The following is a 17,740-nucleotide window of genomic DNA, read 5'->3' on the forward strand; positions in this document are numbered from 1 at the left end:
CGCAAAGGTTTCGCAAAAGCCGCAAAAGGAACAGTCCAAAAAGATGTCTTTCTTTCGAGGTTTTGGCGTCCCTTTTGCGGCTTCTGCGTTTCGGCTGTCCGCCTTTTGGCTGTCCGCCTTTCGGCTGTTCAACGAAAAACCGTCAGCACCCCCGTATAGCCATACAGGTTCTTCCGCCCGATCTCGCCGCCGGCGAAGAAGCCTACCAGCGGGACGTCGCCCAGGGCGCGGCGGACGATCTGCATTTCGGCGCTCGGGCCGCCGAAGTGCGGGCCGCCACGCCCCGCGCAGCTGACGTAGATCGCGCCGGCGATGGGGCTGGTCTGCGGGCTGGGCGGCGCGATCGGGTCGGGTGCCACCAGGGCGCTGGCGGCGGCCAGCGGCAGTTCCTCGGGCTCCAGTTCCTCGCGGATCTCGGTGCAGATGCGCACCAGGTCGGCCCGCGCGGCCTCGACGTCGCGCCGGCAGAACGCCAGGCGCATGCCTTCGTCGACCTTGCTGGCCACCGCCACGCCGCGCCTGCGCGGGTCGACGCCGATGATGTGCCGCACCACCACGTCGGTGCCGAAGTGGCCGATGCGGTTGACGACATCCTCGCTCGCCTGCGTGAGCCCCACCAGCGTGGTGCGCAGCGCCGCCATCGCCGCCTGCGGCTGTTCCAGCGTGATGCGCAGGTCTTCCAGCAGCACGTCGAGCGCCGGCTCGCCATCGAGTTCCACCACCAGGTTGCCGTCCGCCTGCGTGATGCTGCGCGCCGGCGCCACCGGCTGGCAGCCTTGCGTGATGCGCGAGACCAGCTGCACGTCGTCGGTGAACGCCACGCCGGACAGGCCGCCGCGGAAGACGCCGCCCGCCTTGCCCTGCCCGCGCAGGTTGCCGTTGCCGCCGATCGCGAACTGCACCACGTCGGCGCCGCTCGAGGCGAGTCCGCCGAACAGGTAGCCGGTGGCCGTGCGGTCCGCCATCTCCGCGATCAGATCGGCGACGTCGGGCGTCGCCGCATCGGCATGGACCAGCGCGGTGTGCGCGCGGAAGGTGCCCGGCAGCGGCGCGACGCCGGAAAACACGCGGTACTGGTGCGCGGGCACGGCGCACAGCATCAGCGCCATGGCCGGCTCGTCGAAGTACTCCACGTTCGACGAGGCGATGCCCACGCCCACGGTGCCGGCCCAGTCGGTGACTTCCGGCAGTTCGGCGCCGAGGTGGTCGAGGATCTCCTGCGCCGAGGCCGCGTAGTGGTCCGTGATGTACAGCAGGCCCAGCGTGGGTGTCGGCGCGTAGCCGTGCAGCGTCATCTGGGCGCGCAGTTGCGCCAGCACGAGGCCGGCCGCCATCCGCCACTGGGGGTGCGTGGCATGGCCGAAGGGGAACAACTGCATGGCGGCTCCTAGGCGCTGGTCTTGTCGGGCGTCTTCTTCGCGCGCGCCTTGCGCGCCGGAGCCTTGCGTGCGGTGGCCTTGCCGGGCACGACCTTGGGGGCCCGCGCGCTGGGAGTGGCCGGCGCCTTGGCGCTCGCCTTCACCGCCGTGCCGCCGGCAGCCTTGCCGGCGGCGCCGGCCATGTTGCGGGCGGCGTCGGTCCTCTGCGCCACGTCCTGCATCGCGGTGGCGGCGATCTGCTGGAACTGCTGCGTGAGCGCACCCCACCACTGCAAGGGATCCACCGGTGCGGCAGCGGCCGCCTTGCCGGACTTGTCGGCGCCTGCGGCCTGGCCCGACTCGCCGGATTCAGCGCCTTCGGCTGGCGCGCCCGGCTCGGCCTCTTCGGCCTTGCGGGCCGCCGGCTTCTTGCGCGCCGCCCCGCCCATGGCGTCGGCCGCACCGCTGACCGCGCTGGCTGCCGCCTCGGCCGCCTCGCCCATCCTGCGGGCGCCGCTTTCCATCGCTTCGGTCGTCTTCAGCTTGAGCGAATTGGCCAGCTCGCCCATGCTGAAGTTCATGCCTTCGAGGGTGGCGAGCGTCATCTTCTGCACCTCGAGCGCCTGGATGGTCGCGGACAGGGCCCGGCCGTTCTGCTCGAGCCAGAACTGCACGGCCTTCAGTTCGGCGATGCGTTTTTCCAGTTCCTCGACGTTGAGTGTCGGCGCCACCCAGTTGGACAGGTGGGGCATCTGCGGAATGCTCTGCGTGGCACCCTTGGCCAGGTTCTGCAGGAAATCGAATCCGGGGACGAGTTTCGCGAACCCGAAGTTGCCCTTGTCGCTCATGGCTGCGTTCCCCCGGTGGCCGTTGTCGGGTTGCCAGCTTACCCGAAGGCAAGCCGGCGCGGCGACCAAAGTCCTACCGATGCGCGTCGTGCGGCGCGACCCTCTGCACCGGCAGGCGCAGCTGCACGGTGCTGACCTTGCCCTTGGCGTCGCGGAAGCGCAGCGTGAACGGGATCTGGCTGCCGGCCTTGAACGGATCCTGCAGGTCCATCAGCATGAAGTGGTAGCCGCCGGGCGCGAGCTGCAGCGGCTTGCCCGGCACCAGGGGGAGGTTCTCCGCCGCGCGCATCTTCATGATGTCGCCTTCCATCTTCATCTGGTGGATCTCGACGATCCCGGCGGCGGGCGACTCGCCGCCCAGCAGCGTGAGCGGCTCGGAGGCGACCAGCGTCATGTACGCGCCGCTGGACTGCTGGCCCGGCACGATGGGCCGCGCCCAGGCGCCCTGGACCGTCACGGGTGCGCTGGCCGCCTGGGCCGACAGCGCGGCGCCGGCCAGCAGCAGGGATGCGAAAAGCTTGGTCATGGCGGGTCCTTCAGCGGAATCTGGGCGCGCGGCGCTCGCGCAGCGATGCGATGCCTTCCTGCACGTCGGGGCCGGCGAAGCCCATGAACTCCAGCGCCAGCGAGGTGTCGAAGGCCGGCCCGGCCTGCCGCAGCCAGTTGTTCAGCGAATACTTGGTCCAGCGGATCGCGCTCTGGCTGCCCTGCGCCAGCCGGTCCGCGATCTCGTAGGCCCTGGGCAGCAGCTGCTCGCCGTCGACCGCCAGCGACACCAGGCCGATGCGCTCGGCCTCCTCGCCGCTCACCGGCTCGCAGAGCAGAAGGTAGTACTTGGCCTTGGCCAGGCCGCACAGCAGCGGCCAGACGATCGCCGCGTGGTCGCCGGCGGCAACGCCCAGGCGCGTGTGGCCGTCGACGATCTTCGCGTCGCGCGCCGCCACCGAAATGTCGGCCAGCAGCCCGGCCACCAGCCCCGCGCCCACGGCCGGGCCATGGATCGCGCTGACGATCGGCTTGTCGCAGTTGACTACGCTGTAGACCAGGTCGCGCGCTTCCTTCCACACCCGGCCGCGGATGTCGAAGTCGCTCGCCATGTCCTGCACCAGCGCCAGGTCCCCACCGCCGGAAAAGCCCAGGCCTTCGCCGCGCAGCACCGCGACGCGCACCGTGTCGTCGGCGCTCACATCGCGCCAGATCTCGGCCAGCTCGCGATGGCCGGCGTGGCCCGCGGTCGGCAGCTTGCCGTTGGCCGCCTTCATCTAGATGTCGAGCACCGAGTCGTCCGGGCCGCGGCGGGCGATGCGCAGGGTTTCGTAGCGGGCGTAGTCCATGCAGGCAAGCTTAGACCAGCCCCCGCAACCCTTCCGGCCACCTCGGCTTTCGACGCCGCCGGGCTGCCCGCGCGCAGCTTCCCGCCGGGCTGTCGGTCCGCTCCTACGAAGGCCGATGGTCCGGACATCTCGCCGCGCGGCAGCAGGTTCTGCTACGGTTCGGTCGCATGACGCTTGCGGAGATCCTCTATCCCTCCTGCGCCCTGTTTCTGGATTTCGACGGAACCATGGTGGACATCGCGCCGCAGCCGAGTGCGGTGCACGTGCCGCAGCCGCTGATCGTGGTGCTGCAGGACCTTCTCGTGTACCTGCACGGCGCGATCGCCGTGATCTCCGGCCGCCCGATCGCGCAGATCGACAGCTTCCTGAGTCCGCTGCAACTGCCGGTCGCCGGCGTGCACGGCGCGGAACGGCGGGGTGTGGACGGCCACATCCACCTGCTGCACACGCAGCCGATGGACCGGGTGGAGGAAGCCGCCTGCCTGCTGGCGGCCCAGAACCCGGGCCTGCTGGTGGAGAACAAGCGCGGCTCGCTCGCGCTGCACTACCGCCAGCGCCCGGAGCTGGAGGACCTGTGCCTGCGCACGATGCAGCAGGCCGTGGACGAATCCCCGGGCATCACCCTGCTGCGCGGAAAGATGGTGGTGGAGGCCAAGCCCGGCGGCGCCAGCAAGGGCCGCGCGATCGTGGACTTCCTCGGGGAGCAGCCCTTCACGGGTCGCACGCCGGTGTTCATCGGCGACGACGTGACCGACGAAGCCGGCTTCTCCGCCGTGCAGGGCCTCGGCGGCGTGGGGATCAAGGTCGGCGAGGGCGCCACGTGCGCCTGGCGCCGCCTGCCCGACCCGCTGGCGCTGCGACAAGAACTGGAGGCGGCCCTCGCCGCCCGTTTCGTCCGGACGACATGAACAAGACAACGCATCCCAACTCGCTCTCGCTGGGCATGATCGGCAACTGCGCGTACAGCGCGCTGGTCGACCGGGAGGCCCGCATCATGTGGTGCTGCCTGCCCCGCTTCGACGGCGATCCGGTCTTCAACGCCCTGCTCGACCCGAGCGAGAACGGCGCGCTGTGGCAGTTCGAGCTGGAGGGCTTCGAGCGCAGCGAGCAGGAATACGAATCCAACACCGCGGTGCTGCGCACGCGCCTGTACGACAACCGCGGCCAGGGCATCGAGATCGTCGACTTCGCGCCGCGCTTCTGGAGCCGCGGCCGCATGTTCCGGCCCATGACGATGGTGCGGCGGGTGCGCGTGCTGCAGGGGTCGCCGCGCATGCGCGTGCTGCTGCGCCCGCGCTTCGAATGGGGCCGCGCCAAGCCGCAGATCACGCAGGGCAGCACGCACATCCGCTACGTCGGCCCGGGGCAGACGCTGCGCGTGAACACCGATGCGCCGATCTCGTACATCCTGGCCGAGACCTTCTTCGTCGTCGATCGGCCGATGAACTTCGTGATGGGCCCCGACGAGACGCTCACCAGCGGCATCGAGGACACGGCGCGCCTGTTCGAGCAGGAGACCATCGCCTACTGGAAGCAGTGGTCGCGCGCGCTGGCGCTGCCGCTGGAATGGCAGGACGCGGTGATCCGCGCCGCGATCACGCTCAAGCTGTCGCTGTACGAGGACACCGGCGCCATCGTGGCGGCGATGACCACCTCGATCCCCGAGGCGCCCAACAGCGGGCGCAACTGGGACTACCGCTACTGCTGGTTGCGCGACGCCTTCTTCGTCGTGCGGGCGCTCAACTCCATCTCCGAAGTGGCGACGATGGAGGAGTACCTGCGCTGGCTGATGAACATCGTGATCCGCTCCGGCGGCGGCCACATCCAGCCGCTGTACGGCATCGGCCAGGAGGAGCGGCTGCCGGAATTCATCCTGGAGCACCTGCCCGGCTACCGCGGCATGGGGCCGGTGCGGGTGGGCAACCAGGCGCAGGAGCACTTCCAGCACGACGTGTACGGCAACATCATCCTGGGAGCGGCCCAGGCCTTCCACGACCACCGGCTGATGCGGCGCGCCAGCCGCGCGGAGTTCGTGCACCTCGAAGCGGTGGGCGAGCAGGCCTTCAAGATCTACGACACGCCCGACGCCGGCATGTGGGAGCTGCGCACGCGGGCGCGCATCCACACCTCGTCGGCCCTCATGAGCTGGGCCGCCTGCGACCGGCTGGCGAAGGTGGCGCTGTCGCTGGGGCTGCCGGAACGCATCCGCTACTGGCGCGAGCGCGCGGACACCATCCGCAACCGCATCCTGAAGGAATCGTGGAGCGAGGAGCGCGGCGCCTTCGCCGAGAGCTTCGGCGGCCGCGACCTCGACGCCAGCGCGCTGCTGATGGCGGAAGTGAACATGATCGACCCGAACGACGCCCGCTTCGTGGCGACGGTCGACGCGCTGGAGAAGTCGCTGTGCGACGGACCGTACATGCGCCGCTACGAGGCGGCCGACGACTTCGGCAAGCCGGAGACCGCGTTCAACATCTGCACCTTCTGGCGCATCGACGCGCTGGCGCGCATCGGCCGCAAGGCCCAGGCGCGCGAGATCTTCGAGGTGATGTTGAAGAGCCGCAACCACCTGGGCCTGCTGTCGGAGGACACGCATCCGATCACCGGCGAGATGTGGGGCAACTTCCCGCAGACCTACTCCATGGTCGGGACGATCAACGCCGCGGTGCGGCTGTCGGCGCCGTGGGACACGGTGATATGAGGAGGTCGCGCGTCGGGCGTTCGGCGTTGGGCGTGGGGCCCGCGTTCACGCCCAACGCTCAATGCCCGACGCCCAACGCAAGCCCTGCATGAGCCGCCTGGTCGTCGTCTCTAACCGCATCGCGGACCCGCGCAAGACCGCCGCCGGCGGGCTGGCCGTGGCTCTGGCGGAGGTGTTGAACAACACGGGCGGCCTGTGGTTCGGGTGGAGCGGCAAGATCGTCGACGCGGCCGAAGACGACGACGTGCTGTTCCAGCGCGCCGGGCCCGTGACGCTGGCCATGGTCGATCTCTCGCAGGTGGACCACGATGCCTTCTACCTCGGCTACTCGAACGGCGTGCTGTGGCCGGTGTTCCATTACCGGCTGGACCTCGCGGACTTCGACGCCGGCTACATCGGCGGCTACCGGCGCGTGAACCAGTTGTTCGCGCGCAAGCTGCTGCCGCTGCTGCGGCCCGACGACGTGATCTGGGTGCACGACTACCACCTGATCCCGCTCGCCGCGGAACTGCGGGCGCTCGGCTGCAAGCAGCGCATCGGCTTCTTCCTGCACATCCCGCTGCCGCCGCCGCTGATGCTGGCGGCGATCCCCGGCCACGACTGGCTGATCCGCGCCCTGTTCGCGTACGACCTGGTCGGCTTCCAGAGCAAGGCGGACCTGCACCACTTCGCCGGCTACATCGAGGCGGAGGCGCACGCGCAGCCGGTGGACGAGGGCCGCTGGCGCGCCTTCGGCCGCACCGTGCAGGCGGGCGCCTTCCCGATCGGCATCGACGTGCAGGAGTTCACCGCGCTGGCCAACGCGCCCGAAGCGGTGGAGATGTACGAGCGCATGCGCCGGGAGTACTCGCGCCGCAGGCTGCTGGTGGGCGTGGACCGGCTCGACTATTCGAAAGGCCTGCCGCAGCGGATGCGGGCCTTCCGCGAGTTCCTCACCAAGAACCCGGACCTGCGCTCCAGCGCCACGCTGATCCAGATCGCCTCGCCGAGCCGCGAGAACGTCAATGCGTACACGGAGATCCTGCACGAGCTGGAGTCCCTGTGCGGCTCCATCAACGGCAACTTCGGCGAGCTGGACTGGATGCCGGTGCGCTACATCCATCGCACGGTGGCCCGCGCACGCCTGCCGGGCCTGTACCGCGCCAGCCGGGTGGCCCTGGTCACGCCCTTGCGCGACGGGATGAACCTCGTCGCCAAGGAATTCCTCACGGCCCAGAACGCCGACGATCCCGGCGTGCTGGTGCTTTCACGCTTCGCCGGCGCGGCGGAGCAGCTGGGCGAGGCCCTGCTGGTGAATCCCTACGACACCGAAGGCACCGCGGCCGCCATCCTGCTGGCCTTGCAGATGCCGGTCGAAGAGCGGCGCACCCGCCACGAAGCGCTGATGCAGACCGTGCGCCGCTACGACGTGCACTGGTGGTGCGACAGCTTCCTGGCGGCGCTGGAGCGCACGCAAGCGGAGGAAAAAGGCACCTCCTGGCTGCGCCTCTGACCGCCTTCCTCCCTCTCCCGCTTGCGGGAGAGGGCCGGGGTGAGGGGGCTCCTCAAAACACCGCCGCCAGCAACCCCGCCGCCCCGATCGCCAGCGCCGCGATCGCATCCCCCGCGATCAATCCGCCCCCGAACAGCGAGGTCCCGCTCATGTCGTCCGGCAACTCGCGCTCCTTCGGCGCCCGCAGCCCGATCAGGCTGGCGACCACGCCACCCGCGCCCAGCCACAGGGAGGTCGGCAGGTTCACGAAGCCGCCGAACGAGAGCGCATACGGGGACGGCAGCACGATGGCGTCGAGCACGAAGTTCCTGGGCCGCAAGACCTTGCGCAGCAGCTCGATGGCGAGGCCGATCGCGATGCCGACGCCGATGGCGGTGCGCTGGTACGGCTTGTCGTCGGTCAGGCTGCGCAGCACCCCGACGAACTTGTACGTCATGGCGGAACTCCACTCGGCGGGCTGCTGGCCGGCCTTCATCACCGTCTGGTCCTGCATCAGCACCGGATACGCCGCCATGAACAGGCGCGCGAAGACCACCGCGAGCACCGCGCCCACGAGGATGCCGAGCACCTGGTAGCGGAACTGCAGCCGGCGCGGCGTGCCCAGGCGCCAGCCGGTGGAGCGGTCCTGCTGCATGTCGCAGGCCACGCTGGTGGAGACCAGCAGGATGGCGCCCGCCATCAGCCCCGCGCCCGCATCGGCGAGCCCGAGCAGCGCCATCAGCACCACCGAGACGACGAAGGCGGAGGAAATCGGATTCGAGTCGCTCACGCCGACCGAGATGCCGTTGACCAGCGCGAACAGGAACACCAGCGCGATCGCCAGGGCGAGGAAGAAGAGCGGCTGGTGCAGCAGCAGGTGGCCGGTGGCGAGCGTCGCGGCGGCCCAGGCGATCACCCACAGCCACAGGCGGCCGCGATCGACCTGGCGCCACTGGGCATCGTCCTGCGGCTGCGGCGCCCGCGCGCGGCGCGCGTCCTGGAACGCGCGCCGGAAGATCAGCGCCAGGTCCACGATCGCCGCGCCCAGGATCGCACCGAGTGCGATCAGGAACGTGATCTTGCGGAACGGGTCGCCGGGCTGCAGCCAGCCGATGGCGACGAAGAAGGGCTGCAGCGCCCAGCTGATGACCCCGCCCATCACCGCCGCCACGCCGATGCGCGCCCCCACCACCATGCCGGCGCCGAACGTGGAGGCGGAGAACTCGATCGCGGCCAGCCACGCCAGCCTGCTGCCGGCGAGGCCCGCGACCAGGCCCGCCGCGCCGCCGCTTCCGAGCTGCCGCACGGAGTGCCGCAGCAGGCGTGTGTCGGTCAGGGCGCGCAGGATGTTCGCGACCGCGAGGCCGGACGGAAAGGCGAGCCGCAGGCGGTCGACCAGCACCGGCGTGTAGAGCATGCCGACGCCGACGCCGAACATGCCGACGCAGACGAAATAGGCGACCAGCTGCCAGGCCGGCGGCTGCGGCAGCCCCATCCAGACCATGGCCTGCACCAGCACCGCCATGCCGCTCATGCTGGCGACCGACGCGGCGGCCGTCTGGATGTAGTTGGCGCCGTGCTTGCCGTCGGCACCGTAGCCGGCGGTGACGGCGGACCCGAGCAGGCCGGCGAGCACCTGGCCGCCGACGAAGAAGCCCAGCGAGAAGTTCATGTACGCCGCCGTCACGCCGGCCAGCGGCCCGAGCACCAGCATGCCGACGGCAGCGAGCAGGAGGTGGTAGCGCCAGCTGCCCTGGGCGGGCAGCCAGGACCAGCGGGGGGCGGTCTTTCCGGCCGGGAAGGCGGCGCTCATGGAGGCAGTTTCCGTCATTCCCGATTCCCGCGGAGGCGGGAATCCACGGCTTGGCGCTCGGTTTCCGTCATTCCCGCGGAGGCGGGAATCCAGGGCTTCCGCATTCACGCGCTGCGCGCGTGCTCTAGGGGGGGTGACGAAGCAGGTGGGGGTGACGAAATCGGGCGGGCGTAACGCTTCAGCCGGGCGTGACGCCCTGCGGCCCCACCACCTTCTGCTCGATCGCCCCGAACACCGACTGGCCGTCCTTGCCCTTCATCTCGATGCGGATCGTGTCGCCGAAGCGCATGAATCCGGTCGTCGGCTTGCCGTCCTGGATGGTCTCGATGGCCCGCTTCTCCGCGATGCAGCTGTAGCCCTTGGGCCATTCCGTCCTGCCGCCCGCGCCCTCGACGCCGCGGTTGCTGACGGTGCCCGAGCCCACGATCGAGCCGGCGCGGACGTTGCGCGTCTTGCAGACATGGGCAATGAGCTGGCCGAAGTGGAAGGTCATGTCCGGGCCGGCCTCGCACATCCCGACCTTGCGGCCGTTCCAGGCGCTTTGCAGCACGAGGTTCACCCGCCCGCCGGTCCAGGCCTCGCCCAGTTCGTCGGGCGTGACGGCCACAGGGCTGAAGGCGGTCGCCGGCTTGCTCTGGAAGAAGCCGAAGCCCTTGGCCAGCTCCGGCGGGATCAGGTTGCGCAGGCTCCAGTCGTTGGCGATCATCAGCAGGCGCACGCCCTCCAGCGCTTCGTCCGGCGTCGCGCCCATGGGCACGTCACCCGTGACCACCGCCACTTCGGCCTCGAAGTCGATGCCCCAGTCCTCGTTCAGGAACTTCGCGTCCTCGCAGGGGCCGAGGAAGTCGTCGCTGCCGCCCTGGTACATCAGCGGGTCCTCGTAGTAGGTCCTGGGCACCTCCGCGTTGCGCGCCGCCCGTACCAGCTCGACGTGGTTGATGTACGCGGAGCCGTCGGCCCACTGGTAGGCGCGCGGCAGCGGCGCCATGCACTGCGCCGGGTCGAAGGGGAAGGCGTGGCGTGCCTTGCCGCCGTTCAAGGCGTCGAACAGGTCCTGCAACTGGGGGGCGAGGAAGTTCCAGTCGTCCAGCACCTGCTGCAGGCGGCTGGCGATGCCGGTCGCATAATGGGCCGACTGCAGGTCGCGCGAGACCACCACCAGTTGCCCGTCGCGCGAGCCATCCCTGTACGTCGCCAGCTTCATGCTTGGTCCTTGGTGTGCGCACGCCCCAGAATGCCCGGCGGACATTACGCATCGCGGAATGAATTTGCCTCAACGTAATTCTAGCCAGGGCCACCGGCCATGAAGGCCGCGGGCGCCGCTCCCTGGCGGCGGCTCGCGCCGCTGGCGGTGATGGTGCTCGCCGTCCACCTCGTGCTCCTGCGAGGCCTGCCGCCCCAGCTCGGGCCGGCGCGCCTGCGGCCGCTGGCGTTCGCCACCCGCAGCATCGCACCGCCAGCGCCGCTGCCGATCGCGCCGGCACCGGCGCCCCGGCCCCCGCCGATCGCCTCCCAACAGTCCCCGCCGCGGGCGCCCGCGGCGCGGCCTGCGGCCCGCCCCGCGGCGCAACGCCCGAACCCACCGGCCGCACCCCGGAGCGCACCGGCGCAGCCCGTACCCGCGCCCGCACCTGTCTCGCCCCCGGCGCCCCCGGCCGCTAGCGCCTCCGAGGCGTCGCCCGCCCCCGCCGTCTCCCTGCCCGCACCCGCGCGGCTGCACTACGAAGTGGCGGTGCAGAAGGGCCCGTTCGCGCTGGCCGGCCGGGCGCTGCTGGACTGGCGCCACGACGGGCAGCAGTACGAGGCGCGCCTGGAGGCGAGCGGCATCGTCGGCTCGCGGGTGCAGCGCAGCACCGGGCGCATCACGCCCGAAGGGCTGGCGCCGGCCTACTTCTCCGACAAGGCCCGCAGCGAGCAGGCCACGCACTTCGATCGCGCCAACGGGCGCCTGGTCTTCAGCAACAACCGCCCCGACGCGCCGATCGAAGGCGGCATGCAGGACCGATTGAGCGTGATCGTGCAGCTCTCCGCGCTCGTGGCCGGCGCGCCCGCGAAGTACCGGGCCGGCACGCAGGTGCTCGTTCCCACCGCGAGCACGCGCGAAGCGGACACCTGGATCTTCTCGGTGGAGGGCGAGGAGGAACTCGCCTTGCCCGGAGGCACGGTGCACGCATTGAAGCTGCAGCGACTGCCTCGCCGCGAGTACGACCAGAAGCTGGAACTGTGGCTCGCGCCCCGCATGGATTACGCCCCCGTGCGCCTGCGTCTGACAAACCCGAACGGTGACACAGTGGACAACCGGTGGTCCTCTACCGACAAGGGCTGAGGCGAGGGGTACCTAAATTGGAGTCATGGCCAATCCGGCCGGTCCATGCGGCGCTTCCAGTTGAGTGACACACTTGAATCGAAGTCTCCCGCAGCCAGCTAAGGCAAAAGGAACACATCATGCAAATGCTTTACGACTCCGATTCTTTTGTGGTGGTGCATCTGCAGGCGAACGAACCTGCCGAGGGCGAGGCGCTGCCGCCGGTGGTCCGCCACGGGTTCGAGATCGTCGACAAGCGCTCCAACAAGGAGGTCTACCTCGACGGGACGTGGGCCGATGCCTTCCAGCGGCAGATCAACGCCTGGCAGCTCAACACGCCGACGCAGGAAGAGGTCGAGGCCACGCTGGACGGCTACGCCGAGCTGGCGCAGAACCCGCTCGTCATCCACTGACACGATCACAGGCCCGGCCGCACGGCCGGGCCGCCGGAGCCTCGACGGAGGAGGCTCCCCACCCTCGGGCCGCCTCAGCGCGGCCCGACCCGTCTGTAGAGGGGTTCGACCAGCACCAGCACGGCCACCAGCCGGCAGACCTGGAACGCGGTCACCACCGGCACGCCCAGCTGCAGCACCTTGGCGGTGATGGCCATCTCGGCGATGCCGCCCGGCGACGTGCCGAGCACCAGCGTCGCCACGTGCAGCTTCGTGCCCCAGGCCAGCAGCCAGGCGAAGCCGGCGCACAGCACGATCATGCCGAGGGTGCCCAGCGCCACGTCCAGCAGCCACAGGGGTGCCGCCCGCAGGAACTCCCGCCGGAAGCGCACCCCCAGGCTCACGCCGATCACGAGCTGGGCGACGTTGGTCGCGCCGTTCGGCAAGGCCGACAACTCGATCCCGGCCATGGTCAAGCCCATGCTGACCACGAGGGCCCCCATGAACCAGGGGTTCGCCCGGCCGGTGCGCGCCATCAGCCAGGCGCCCAGGGCCGTAGCGGCGGCCAGCGCCGCCAGCCCGGGCAGGTGCACGGCACGCGCCCCGGGGACGGTGCTGTCCAGGCCATGCAGGCCGGAGTAGAGGATCGCCGGCGGGATGAGCAGCGTCACGATGATGAGCCGCACGGTGTGCGCCGCCGCCACCAGGTCGCTGCGGCCGTTCTCCCGTTCCGCCAGCAGGGTCATCTCGGAGGCCCCCCCGATCGCGCCGGCGAAGTAGGTCGTGGCCCAGCGGGTGCGCGCATCGCCGGCGATGCGTGGGGCATGGCGTGCATGCAGCCAGCGCCCGAAGGCCCAGCCCAGGCCCAGGGCCCAGGCCACCGCCAGCACGATCGCCCACCACAGGCTCGCCACCAGCGCGCTCACCTGCGGCGTGAAATAGAGGCCCAGCGCCGCGGCGATCACCCACTGGCCGGCATTGCGCAGCGGCGGCCAGCTGTGCGTGGGCGCGCCGAGGATGGAGGCGAGGGAGGTGGCCAGCAGCGGCCCGATCATCCAGGGCAGCGGCGTGCGCAGCCACGCGCAGGCGAGTGCGGCAGCGAGGGCCAGCAGCAGCGTGGCGGCCGCGCGCAGGAAAAATGGCAGGGACATTGCGAACCGTCAACCGCGGCGACAAACGGCGCGCCGCCGGGCCGGTAGTATGGGGCCATGCGCCTGATCTCCCTTGCCGCCGCCCTCCTGCTGGCCGGCTGCGCGACCCTCGGCCCCGTCCCGGAAACCCAGGGCATCGACGCCGTCCTCATCGGCGAGCAGCACGATGCCGAGGCCCACGCCCGCATCCAGGAACGCTGGGTGAGCACGCTGGCGCAGCGCGGGCAGCTGGGCGCCGTGGCGCTCGAGATGGCAGAGCGCGGCACCAGCACCGCCGGCCTGCCCCGCAGCGCCAGTGAAGAACAGGTGCGCGAGGCCCTGAAGTGGAACAAGGGCACGGGCTGGCCCTGGGCGCGTTACGGGCCGGCCATCATGGCGGCCGTGCGCGCCGGCGTGCCGGTGGTGGGCGGCAATCTCTCGCGCGAGCAGATGCGCGATGCCATGAAGGACGACACGCTGGACGTGCTGCTGCCCGGCCCGGCGCTGAAGGCGCAGCAGCAGGCGATCCGCCGCGGCCACTGCGACATGCTGCCGGAAACGCAGGTGCAGCCCATGACGCGGGTGCAGATCGCCCGCGACCTCTCGATGGCCCGCACGATCTCGTCGTCGACGGCGCCGGGCAAGACGGTGCTGCTGCTGGCGGGTTCGGGCCACGTGCTGCCGGACCTGGGCGTGCCGCAGCACCTGCCGGCGAAGCTGGTGGCGCGCTCGGTGCTGCTGCCGTCGCAGGACACCGGTCGCGATTACTGCCAGGAATTCAAGCAGCAGCAGGAGCAGCACCGCGCGCGGCCGCAGGCGGCGGGGTAGCGCACCACCGTCGCCGTCATTCCCGCGCAGGCGGGAATCCAGGGCTTCCAAAGGCAAAGGGCGCGACGCGCCCTTTTTTCTCTGGGCCCCCGCCTGCGCGGGGGTGACGGGGAAGCTCCCTTACGCGTGCGCCTTCACCGAATCCGCCAGCGTATTCACCAGCGTGTCGATGTGCTGCTTCTCCACGATGTACGGCGGCGCGATCACGAGCACGTCGCCGGCCGGGCGCACCAAGGCGCCCTTCCTGAAGCAGTCCAGGTAGATCTCGAACGCGCGCTTGCCCGGCGAGCCGGCGATCGGCGCCAGTTCCACCGCCGCGGCCAGGCCCAGGCTGCGGATGCCGATCACGTTCGGCAGGCCCTTGAAGGTGGAATGGAAGGCGTCGCCCAGCACCTTGCCCATCTCGCCGGCGCGCGCGAACAGGTTCTCCTGCTGGTACAGGTCCAGCGTGGCGATCGCCGCGGCGGCCGCCACCGGGTGCCCCGAGTAGGTGTAGCCGTGGAAGAACTCGATGATGTGTTCGGCCGCGTCGGTCTTCATCATCTGGTCGTAGATGCGGTCGCGGCAGATCACCCCGCCCATCGGGATCACGCCGTTGGTGACCGCCTTGGCGAAGTTCAGCATGTCCGGCACGACGTCGTAGAAGTCGGCGCCGAAGTTGGTGCCCATGCGGCCGAAGCCGGTGATCACCTCGTCGAAGATCAGCAGGATGCCGTGCTTGTCGCAGATCTCGCGCAGGCGCTTCAGGTAGCCCTTGGGCGGGATGTACCAGCCGGCCGAGCCCGCGATCGGCTCCACGATGATCGCCGCCACGTTGCTCGGGTCGTGCAGCGGCAGGATGCGCGTTTCGAGTTCGGCCAGGAAGTCTTCCTGCGACTCGGGTTCCCTGTTGTGGATGTACGCATTGGCCGGGTCGTGGATGAAGCGCAGGTGGTCCACCCGCGGCAGCAGCGCCGGGCCGAACACCTTGCGGTTGGCCGGAATGCCGCCCACGCTCATGCCGCCGAAGCCCACGCCGTGATAGCCCTTCTCGCGGCCGATGAAGACGTTGCGGTGGCCCTCGCCGCGGGCGCGGTGGTAGGCCAGCGCCACCTTCAGCGAGGTGTCCGCCGCCTCGGAGCCGGAGTTGCAGAACAGCACCTTGTTCAGGTCGCCGGGCGCCATCGCCGCGATCATCCCGGCGGCCTTGAAGGCCTGGTCGTTGCTCGCCTGGAAAGCGGTGGCGTAGTCCAGCGTGTCGAGCTGCTTCTTGATCGCCTCGTTGATCGGCTTGCGGTTGTGGCCGGCACCCACGCACCACAGGCTGGAGATGCCGTCGACCACCTTGCGGCCGTCATGGGTCGTGAAGACCATGCCGTCGGCACCGGTGAACACGCGCGGCTCCTTGCGGAACTGGCGGTTGGGCGTGAAGGGCAGCCAGTGGCTGTCCATGTTGAAGTCGTTGTAGGCCATCGGGGAACTCCTGGAACGAGGCGCCATTTTGCCCCCGCCGCGCTGACCCTGACCTCGGCAGTCCTACGCGGGCTCGGGCACCAACCCTGCATCCGGATGGGCGAACGGTGCGGAAACTGGCTGCATAACCTCAGGAGGTTCCTCCATGAAGAGCTTGCTCCTCTTGCCGGCGGCTGCGGCCCTGGCTGCGCTCGCGGGCTGCGCCACCTACGGCGATCCCTACTACGGTTACGGCCCCGGCGTCTCGGCCACCGCGGTGTACCAGAGCGGCCCGGGCTACGGGTACTACGGCGGTACCTATCCGTCCTATCCCGTCTACCAGGGCGTACCGGCGCGCGGGCTGCGCGATCGCGATGGCGATGGCATCCCCAACCGCGTCGACATGGATCGCGACGGCGACGGCATCCCGAACACGTACGACCGGCGACCGAACAATCCTTCGCGCCGTTGAGGCGGCTCAGCGCAGCGCGCCGAACACCTTGCGCAGCAGCGCGCTGCCGCTGCCCACCGGGTCGCGCCGGATCTTCTTCTCTTCTTCACCGATCGTGAAGAACAGGCCGTCGAGCGCCTTGCGCGTGACGTAGTGGTCCACCGTGGGGTCCTGCGGGCGATAAAACCCGAGACCCTGCGCCTTCTTCGACACACGCTCGTAGCGCTCCACCACGCCCACCTTCGCGGTCGCCTGGTGCACCACCGGCAGGAAGGTGCCGGTGAGCGGCACCCGGGTCTTCTCGGCGAAGAATTCGGTGGCGGAGGTCTCGCCGCCGGTGAGGATGCGCTTGGCGTCGGAGACGGACATGTTGCGCACCGCCTGCACCAGCAGGTTCTTCGCCATCGGCACGGCCGCCTCCGCGGCCCGGTTCATCGAGACTTCCAGTTCCTCCAGTTGCTGCCGGAAGCCGATCGCGGACAGGATGCCGGCGAGCTGCTGCATCGCCTCGGGCAGCGGGATGCGGACCTGCGGATTGGCCAGGAAGCCATCCGGCCGCCCGAGCAGCTGCACCGCTGCGATCGCACCCTTCTCGAGCGCGCCGCGGATGCCGTTGCCCGCCTCGCGTTCGCTCAGGGCGGAGAGGCCCTGGGCCCGGAGGGCGAAGGGCAGGAGGAGGAGGGGAACGGCCAGGACGATGGGACGACGGCGCATGGGGCGGGCAGCAGCACGGATCAGCCATGATGCCGCCGCCGCTGGCGGCGGGTCAATCGCGTGCCTGCGACAATTGCAAGCTTATGTCCGAAGCCTACATCCTCACCCTGTCCTGCCCCGACCGCCCCGGCATCGTCCACGCCGTTTCCGGCTTCCTGCTGGAACGCGGGGGCAACATCGAGGAGGCGGCGCAGTACAACGACCCCGACACCGGCCTGTTCTTCATGCGGGTGCGCTTCGCCTGCGGCCAGCTCACGCAGGACGACCTGCGCACGCAGCTGCAACTGTTCGCGCAGCCCTTCGAGATGAAGTGGAAGCTGCATGCCCTGGCGCAGGCGATGAAGACCGTGATCTTCGTGAGCCGCGAAGGCCACTGCCTGAACGACCTGCTGTTCCGCTGGAAGAGCGGGCTGCTGCCGCTGGACATCCGCGCGATCGTGTCCAACCACCGCGACTTCTACCAGCTGGCGGCCAGCTACAACGTGCCCTTCCACCACATCCCGGTCACGGCGGCGACCAAGGCGCAGGCCGAGGCGCGCCAGTACGAGGTGATCGAAAGCGAAGGGGCCGACCTGGTGGTGCTGGCGCGCTACATGCAGATCCTCTCGGACGACCTGTGCCGCAAGCTGTCGGGCCGGGCGATCAACATCCACCACAGCTTCCTTCCCAGCTTCAAGGGCGCCAAGCCCTACTACCAGGCGCATGACCGCGGCGTGAAGCTGATCGGCGCAACGGCGCACTACGTGACCGCGGACCTCGACGAAGGCCCGATCATCGAGCAGGATGTGGCCCGGGTGGACCACAGCTACACCGTCGAACACCTGACCGCCACCGGCCGCGACACCGAAGCCATGGTGCTGGCCCGGGCGGTGAAGTGGCACAGCGAACACCGCGTGCTGCTGGATGGGCACAAGACCGTGATCTTCAAGTGATGCACCACACCGTCATCTCCGCGCAGGCGGGG

16 protein-coding genes and 1 pseudogene are annotated in these 17,740 nt (G+C 70.0%); 8 read left to right on the plus strand and 9 right to left on the minus strand.

Annotated elements, in window-relative coordinates; translation table 11 throughout:
• Positions 1-128: 128 nt before the first annotated feature.
• From JI746_RS10045 to JI746_RS10060, 4 genes and pseudogenes are all read right to left on the minus strand, one after another.
• Positions 129-1,379 carry an FIST signal transduction protein gene (locus tag JI746_RS10045; protein WP_201689056.1) on the minus strand — a complete coding sequence of 417 codons (1,251 nt, stop codon included), beginning with the start codon at positions 1,377-1,379 and terminating at the stop codon, positions 129-131.
• A gap of 8 nt (positions 1,380-1,387) precedes the next feature.
• Positions 1,388-2,206 (minus strand): PhaM family polyhydroxyalkanoate granule multifunctional regulatory protein, encoded by an 819-nt coding sequence (locus tag JI746_RS10050; RefSeq protein ID WP_201689058.1) that lies wholly within the window; start codon positions 2,204-2,206, stop codon positions 1,388-1,390.
• Between the two features lie 73 nt (positions 2,207-2,279).
• Positions 2,280-2,732 carry a copper chaperone PCu(A)C gene (locus JI746_RS10055; RefSeq protein WP_201689060.1) on the minus strand — a complete coding sequence of 151 codons (453 nt, stop codon included), beginning with the start codon at positions 2,730-2,732 and terminating at the stop codon, positions 2,280-2,282.
• A gap of 10 nt (positions 2,733-2,742) precedes the next feature.
• Positions 2,743-3,540, minus strand: a pseudogene (locus tag JI746_RS10060) (enoyl-CoA hydratase/isomerase family protein).
• A 167-nt stretch (positions 3,541-3,707) separates the two neighbouring features.
• Between JI746_RS10060 and otsB the strand changes: the two are divergent.
• The 3 genes from otsB (at position 3,708) to otsA (ending at position 7,733) form a co-directional block, all read left to right on the plus strand.
• Positions 3,708-4,448 carry a trehalose-phosphatase gene (gene otsB, locus JI746_RS10065; RefSeq protein ID WP_201689063.1) on the plus strand — a complete coding sequence of 247 codons (741 nt, stop codon included), beginning with the start codon at positions 3,708-3,710 and terminating at the stop codon, positions 4,446-4,448.
• Positions 4,445-6,241 (plus strand): glycoside hydrolase family 15 protein, encoded by a 1,797-nt coding sequence (locus tag JI746_RS10070; RefSeq protein ID WP_201689065.1) that lies wholly within the window; start codon positions 4,445-4,447, stop codon positions 6,239-6,241. The genes otsB and JI746_RS10070 overlap by 4 nt, the downstream gene beginning before the upstream one ends.
• A gap of 88 nt (positions 6,242-6,329) precedes the next feature.
• Entirely contained in the window at positions 6,330-7,733 is a 1,404-nt protein-coding gene (otsA, locus tag JI746_RS10075) for an alpha,alpha-trehalose-phosphate synthase (UDP-forming) (protein WP_201689517.1), read from the plus strand.
• Positions 7,734-7,785: 52 nt separating this feature from the next.
• Here the strand turns inward: otsA and JI746_RS10080 are convergent, their stop codons facing one another.
• Positions 7,786-9,525 (minus strand): OPT/YSL family transporter, encoded by a 1,740-nt coding sequence (locus JI746_RS10080; RefSeq protein ID WP_236599738.1) that lies wholly within the window; start codon positions 9,523-9,525, stop codon positions 7,786-7,788.
• Positions 9,526-9,703: 178 nt separating this feature from the next.
• Entirely contained in the window at positions 9,704-10,729 is a 1,026-nt protein-coding gene (locus JI746_RS10085; RefSeq protein WP_201689067.1) for a fumarylacetoacetate hydrolase family protein, read from the minus strand.
• A 99-nt stretch (positions 10,730-10,828) separates the two neighbouring features.
• Between JI746_RS10085 and JI746_RS10090 the strand changes: the two genes are divergently transcribed.
• Together JI746_RS10090 and JI746_RS10095 are read left to right on the plus strand one after the other, a co-directional pair.
• The gene (locus JI746_RS10090; RefSeq protein WP_236599739.1) at positions 10,829-11,851 is read left to right on the plus strand and encodes a DUF3108 domain-containing protein; all 1,023 of its coding nucleotides are present in this window, start codon (positions 10,829-10,831) and stop codon (positions 11,849-11,851) included.
• Between the two features lie 119 nt (positions 11,852-11,970).
• Positions 11,971-12,243 carry a BTH_I0359 family protein gene (locus JI746_RS10095; RefSeq protein ID WP_201689069.1) on the plus strand — a complete coding sequence of 91 codons (273 nt, stop codon included), beginning with the start codon at positions 11,971-11,973 and terminating at the stop codon, positions 12,241-12,243.
• A gap of 74 nt (positions 12,244-12,317) precedes the next feature.
• On the opposite strand, the gene JI746_RS10100 is transcribed toward JI746_RS10095, so the two are convergent.
• The gene (locus JI746_RS10100) at positions 12,318-13,373 is read right to left on the minus strand and encodes an AbrB family transcriptional regulator (RefSeq protein WP_201689071.1); all 1,056 of its coding nucleotides are present in this window, start codon (positions 13,371-13,373) and stop codon (positions 12,318-12,320) included.
• A gap of 57 nt (positions 13,374-13,430) precedes the next feature.
• On the opposite strand from JI746_RS10100, the gene JI746_RS10105 reads away from it, so the two are divergent.
• Entirely contained in the window at positions 13,431-14,180 is a 750-nt protein-coding gene (locus JI746_RS10105) for a ChaN family lipoprotein (protein WP_201689073.1), read from the plus strand.
• A gap of 120 nt (positions 14,181-14,300) precedes the next feature.
• Here the strand turns inward: JI746_RS10105 and JI746_RS10110 are convergent, their stop codons facing one another.
• A complete protein-coding gene (locus tag JI746_RS10110; RefSeq protein ID WP_201689074.1) occupies positions 14,301-15,632 on the minus strand; it encodes an aminotransferase class III-fold pyridoxal phosphate-dependent enzyme in 1,332 nt (443 codons plus the stop codon).
• A 145-nt stretch (positions 15,633-15,777) separates the two neighbouring features.
• Here JI746_RS10110 and JI746_RS28190 point away from each other — a divergent pair, with 145 nt between their 5' ends.
• Positions 15,778-16,083, plus strand: a complete 306-nt coding sequence (locus JI746_RS28190) for a thrombospondin type 3 repeat-containing protein (RefSeq protein WP_330892980.1) — start codon at positions 15,778-15,780, stop codon at positions 16,081-16,083.
• Positions 16,084-16,089: 6 nt separating this feature from the next.
• Here JI746_RS28190 and JI746_RS10120 read toward each other — a convergent pair whose 3' ends face one another.
• Positions 16,090-16,776: a DUF4197 domain-containing protein gene (locus JI746_RS10120; RefSeq protein WP_201689076.1), complete on the minus strand. Its 687-nt coding sequence runs from the start codon at positions 16,774-16,776 to the stop codon at positions 16,090-16,092.
• Between the two features lie 83 nt (positions 16,777-16,859).
• Between JI746_RS10120 and purU the strand changes: the two genes are divergently transcribed.
• Positions 16,860-17,708, plus strand: coding sequence for a formyltetrahydrofolate deformylase (gene purU, locus JI746_RS10125; RefSeq protein ID WP_201689078.1), 849 nt, complete (start codon positions 16,860-16,862; stop codon positions 17,706-17,708).
• Positions 17,709-17,740 lie beyond the last annotated feature (32 nt).

The organism is Ramlibacter alkalitolerans (genome assembly GCF_016722765.1).
Classification (GTDB): domain Bacteria; phylum Pseudomonadota; class Gammaproteobacteria; order Burkholderiales; family Burkholderiaceae_C; genus Ramlibacter; species Ramlibacter alkalitolerans.

Bases quoted from the DNA above. Each gene is read 5' to 3' on its own strand.
- JI746_RS10045 (WP_201689056.1), bottom strand. From the start codon at position 1,379: ATGCAGTTGTTCCCCTTCGGCCATGCCACGCACCCCCAGTGGCGGATG.
- JI746_RS10050 (WP_201689058.1), bottom strand. From the start codon at position 2,206: ATGAGCGACAAGGGCAACTTCGGGTTCGCGAAACTCGTCCCCGGATTC.
- JI746_RS10055 (WP_201689060.1), bottom strand. From the start codon at position 2,732: ATGACCAAGCTTTTCGCATCCCTGCTGCTGGCCGGCGCCGCGCTGTCG.
- otsB (WP_201689063.1), top strand. From the start codon at position 3,708: ATGACGCTTGCGGAGATCCTCTATCCCTCCTGCGCCCTGTTTCTGGAT.
- JI746_RS10070 (WP_201689065.1), top strand. From the start codon at position 4,445: ATGAACAAGACAACGCATCCCAACTCGCTCTCGCTGGGCATGATCGGC.
- otsA (WP_201689517.1), top strand. From the start codon at position 6,330: ATGAGCCGCCTGGTCGTCGTCTCTAACCGCATCGCGGACCCGCGCAAG.
- JI746_RS10080 (WP_236599738.1), bottom strand. From the start codon at position 9,525: ATGAGCGCCGCCTTCCCGGCCGGAAAGACCGCCCCCCGCTGGTCCTGG.
- JI746_RS10085 (WP_201689067.1), bottom strand. From the start codon at position 10,729: ATGAAGCTGGCGACGTACAGGGATGGCTCGCGCGACGGGCAACTGGTG.
- JI746_RS10090 (WP_236599739.1), top strand. From the start codon at position 10,829: ATGAAGGCCGCGGGCGCCGCTCCCTGGCGGCGGCTCGCGCCGCTGGCG.
- JI746_RS10095 (WP_201689069.1), top strand. From the start codon at position 11,971: ATGCAAATGCTTTACGACTCCGATTCTTTTGTGGTGGTGCATCTGCAG.
- JI746_RS10100 (WP_201689071.1), bottom strand. From the start codon at position 13,373: ATGTCCCTGCCATTTTTCCTGCGCGCGGCCGCCACGCTGCTGCTGGCC.
- JI746_RS10105 (WP_201689073.1), top strand. From the start codon at position 13,431: ATGCGCCTGATCTCCCTTGCCGCCGCCCTCCTGCTGGCCGGCTGCGCG.
- JI746_RS10110 (WP_201689074.1), bottom strand. From the start codon at position 15,632: ATGGCCTACAACGACTTCAACATGGACAGCCACTGGCTGCCCTTCACG.
- JI746_RS28190 (WP_330892980.1), top strand. From the start codon at position 15,778: ATGAAGAGCTTGCTCCTCTTGCCGGCGGCTGCGGCCCTGGCTGCGCTC.
- JI746_RS10120 (WP_201689076.1), bottom strand. From the start codon at position 16,776: ATGCGCCGTCGTCCCATCGTCCTGGCCGTTCCCCTCCTCCTCCTGCCC.
- purU (WP_201689078.1), top strand. From the start codon at position 16,860: ATGTCCGAAGCCTACATCCTCACCCTGTCCTGCCCCGACCGCCCCGGC.